The sequence below is a fragment of the Microbacterium ureisolvens genome, assembly GCF_019511645.1.
GTDB lineage: Bacteria > Actinomycetota > Actinomycetes > Actinomycetales > Microbacteriaceae > Microbacterium > Microbacterium ureisolvens_A.
The window spans coordinates 1-3382 of the sequence record NZ_JAEUAX010000027.1 but is presented as its reverse complement, the minus strand read 5'-3'; the positions used below and the strand labels follow the sequence as shown (position 1 = coordinate 3382).

Annotated in this window: 2 protein-coding genes and 1 pseudogene; 2 read left to right on the top strand and 1 reads right to left on the bottom strand. The window is 71.2% G+C overall.

Going from position 1 to position 3382, the window contains the following annotated elements; genetic code table 11:
- Positions 1-926: pseudogene (locus JNB61_RS19810) on the bottom strand (hypothetical protein); the annotation flags it as partial.
- A 160-nt stretch (positions 927-1086) separates the two neighbouring features.
- On the opposite strand from JNB61_RS19810, the gene JNB61_RS19805 reads away from it, so the two are divergent.
- Together JNB61_RS19805 and JNB61_RS19800 are read left to right on the top strand one after the other, a co-directional pair.
- A complete protein-coding gene (locus JNB61_RS19805; RefSeq protein WP_220340726.1) occupies positions 1087-1224 on the top strand; it encodes a hypothetical protein in 138 nt (45 codons plus the stop codon).
- A 1134-nt stretch (positions 1225-2358) separates the two neighbouring features.
- Positions 2359-3186 (top strand): CPBP family intramembrane glutamic endopeptidase, encoded by an 828-nt coding sequence (locus tag JNB61_RS19800; RefSeq protein WP_220292300.1) that lies wholly within the window; start codon positions 2359-2361, stop codon positions 3184-3186.
- Positions 3187-3382: the final 196 nt, after the last annotated feature.

Sequence of the window (3382 nt, the reverse complement as noted above, 5' to 3'; positions counted from 1 at the left end):
GCCCCGGCCCCGGCCCCGTCCGCGGCCGCGGCACCAACCCCGGCCGCGGCACCAACCCCGGCCGCGGCACCGACCCCGGCCGCGGCACCGCCGGCCGCCGTCCCGGCCCCGGACCCGGCCGTCGCGGCACGGTCGGCCGCCGCACCGGCGGTGGCTTCCGCGGAGCCCGACGCCCCGGCATCCGCCGCATCTGCGCCCGGCGCATCAGCCTCGGCGGACTGCGTCCGGTCGGCGGCCTTCTTCTCCGCCTCGGCGACCTCGCGTCGGTGTGCGGTGTCGATCTTCTTGATCAGCTTGGCCTGCTGAGTGGTGCGATCGAGGATGCCGTGGGCGATGACCGTAGGCAGCAGGTGGTTCAGGAGCGACATGCCGTCGTCGAGGTCGGTGACCCAGATGCGGCGTCCCAGCATCGCGAGGTCGTGCCGTTCCTGCATCGTGCGCGGGTTGAAGATGTCGGCCTGGGAGCGGGCGAAGGCGCGGGTGCGCGCCGCGGTGGTCGTCTCGGCGTAGCCCAGCACAGCCTGCTCGAAGGCGGCACGGGCGGATGACTCATCGATCACGCGGCCGATGTCGACGATCGCGGTCGCATGCGCCCGTGTGATGCGCCCCTCCTCGAGCGCGGCGAGCGTCGGCTCGAACGATGTCGCGAGCACGTGCGCATCCCAGAGGTGGGACTGCATCGTGCGGTCGTTCACCCGCACAGCCATCGCGAGCTCGGCCGCCATCGAGCGCAGCGGCATTTCGCGGAGCTTGGATGCGGCCGAGGGGATCCGTGACGTCTGCGCCTCGGCGATCTCCCACGCCTCGGCCAGCACGCGCGCCCGCCGGGCATGCAGCGCCGCCTCGTCGGCCTGGATCCGCCGCAGCTCGTCGGCGAGAGCGCCGGCGCGCTGCGCCTCCGCCTCGTCGAGCTCTGCGTCGTCCACGTCGTGCCTTCTTTCGCGCGGGTGCGCGATCCGTTTCATCGCGCGGTGGTGCGCGATCCCTTCCCCACGGGGGGCAGCACCCATCCAGCGCGCCTGAGGCACGCGGTGACCGGACCTTCAGATCGGCTCCGGATCACCAGCTTCTTCGTCTACGTCCATCATGACAGGGGCCTCCGACATCGCCGAGGCGCGTTCACGACCTGGGCCTGACGATCTCGATCAGATGTCGGCGGATGCCTCGGCGACGGCCGCCCGCGAGACGCTCGACTACGCAGCCTGGCCGGCGGGCCGCCCGTGAGACGCTCGACTACGCAGCCCGGCCGGCGGGCCGCCCGCGAGACACTCGACAACGCACCCCTCGGCGACGGCCGCCCGCGAGACGCTCGACTACGCAGCCCGGCCGGCGGGCCGCCCGCGAGACACTCGACAACGCACCCCTCGGCGACGGCCGCCCGCGAGACGCGCGACAACGCAGCCCGCCCGGCGGGCCGCTCGACAACGCAGCCCGGCCGGCGGGCCGGCCGCGAGACGCTCGACATCGCAGCCCGGCCGCGAGACGCTCGACAACGCAGCCCGGCCCGCGCGCCGCCCGCGAGACGCTCGACTACGCAGCCCGGCCGGCGGGCCGCCCGTGAGACGCTCGACTAGGCAGCCCGCCCGGCGGGCCGCCCGTGAGACGCTCGACTAGGGCCGCCCGCGAGACGCTCGACAACGCAGACCGCCCGCGAGACGCTCGACAACGCAGCCCGCCCGCGAGACGCTCGACAATGCAGCCCGGCCGGCCGGCAGTGCGCAGGCCGCGTCCATCTCGCTGGACTGGACGGATGCCGCAGCTCGCCGCGACACCGATGGAGCAAGCGCGCGCAGCCGGCGGTGCCGCAACCGCCCTCTCGGCCGTGTGGCGCGGTCGGAGGATGCGTCCGGACGGGTCGGGCGCCCGTTTCGCCCTGCTCGTCGCTTGCCCCCTCGTCCTTTGACTCGGCGCCCGACATGCTCGTCGACACCGATCATGGTCACGCCGTCGACGTGCCCGGGTCGTCGATCACTCGCCGGCGTCCCCCGACGATCACGGTGTTCGCGGTATGCCACGGCTCCCGGCCCGTGGGAGCGCCGGTCATGGTGAGGTGCAGATGGTGAGTGTGAAAACTCCCATCCTGGAAGACCTCGATCCTTCTCGCCCACCGGTCCCTCCCCGAGGATCACGGTGTTCGCGGTATGCCTCGGCGCCCGGCCCGTGGCAGCGGGTCATGGTGAGGTGCACATGGTGAGTGTGAGAACTCCCATCCTGGAAGACCTCGATCCTTGTCGCCGTCGCCGACAATCGCCCGCCCACGGGACGCGCCTCGGTCAACCACTCAACGGCCAACAGCCAACATGCCTCTAGATTCGAGAGGGCGGACCGTGACGGGCTCGGCCGCAGAGGAGGGTGGACGTGGCCGAACCGCAGAACACATCCGGATGGAAGCGCTTCTGGGAACGAGGTGGCTGGTGGCGCTCGCTGCTCGTCGTGGTCGGGTACTACGTGCTGTGGCAGCTTCTCTCCCTCGCGCTCGGACCGATCATCGCAGCGGTCGACACCTCGAACGAGGCGGTCGCGGTACTCGTGAGCTACGGCCTGCCGATCGCGCTCGGCTGCGTCATCCTCGTGGTGTTCGCCCTGACTACCGGCTGGCTGCGCGAGCTGTTCGGCAAGCAGCCGATCCGCGGGCGCGGGTGGATGTGGATCGCCGTCGTCGTCACCGTTCTCTTCAATGTCCTCCACTTCGCCGGCATCGACTACGCCCAGGCGGGTGGCGGCCTGGTGGCTGCCTGGGTTGTGTCGAGTCTCTTCGTCGGTTTCGCGGAGGAGTTCCTCACTCGCGGCCTCGTCGTGAATCTGATGCGCAAGGCCGGCTACCGGGAGATCGTCGTCGCCGTGGTGTCGGCCGCCCTGTTCGCTGCCCTGCACGCCGGCAATCTGCTCTCCGGCCAGTCGGTGCTCGCGACAGGATTCCAGCTCCTCTACACGTTCGCGTTCGGCATCTGCATGTATCTCGCACTGCGGGTGACCGGAAACCTCATCTGGCCGATCCTGATCCACGGCACGACCGACTCGGCGACGTTCCTGTTCACCGGCAACCCGGCACCCGGTGCGATCTCCGCCCTCGCAGCGCAGGGCAACATCGTGGTCATCCTCACCGGCCTCATCCTGCTGATCTTCATCCGCGGCCGCGTGGACGCACCGACCCCAGCGTTCGCGGACACCCAGAAGCCCGCGTAAACCCGTCCCGAAGCCTCGTGGCCTGCAGACCGGGCTCACCGTTCCCCGAGGACCCGGCCTCGAGCGCGGACACGATCTCCGGTTCGAGGTCGACACCAAACCTCGGCTCCCAACTCGAGGCTGCTGTCCCGCCACCTCACCGCGCGCACAACCTGAACTCGCAGCCGCGAGGAGCCAGAAAGGCCCACCCCCGCCC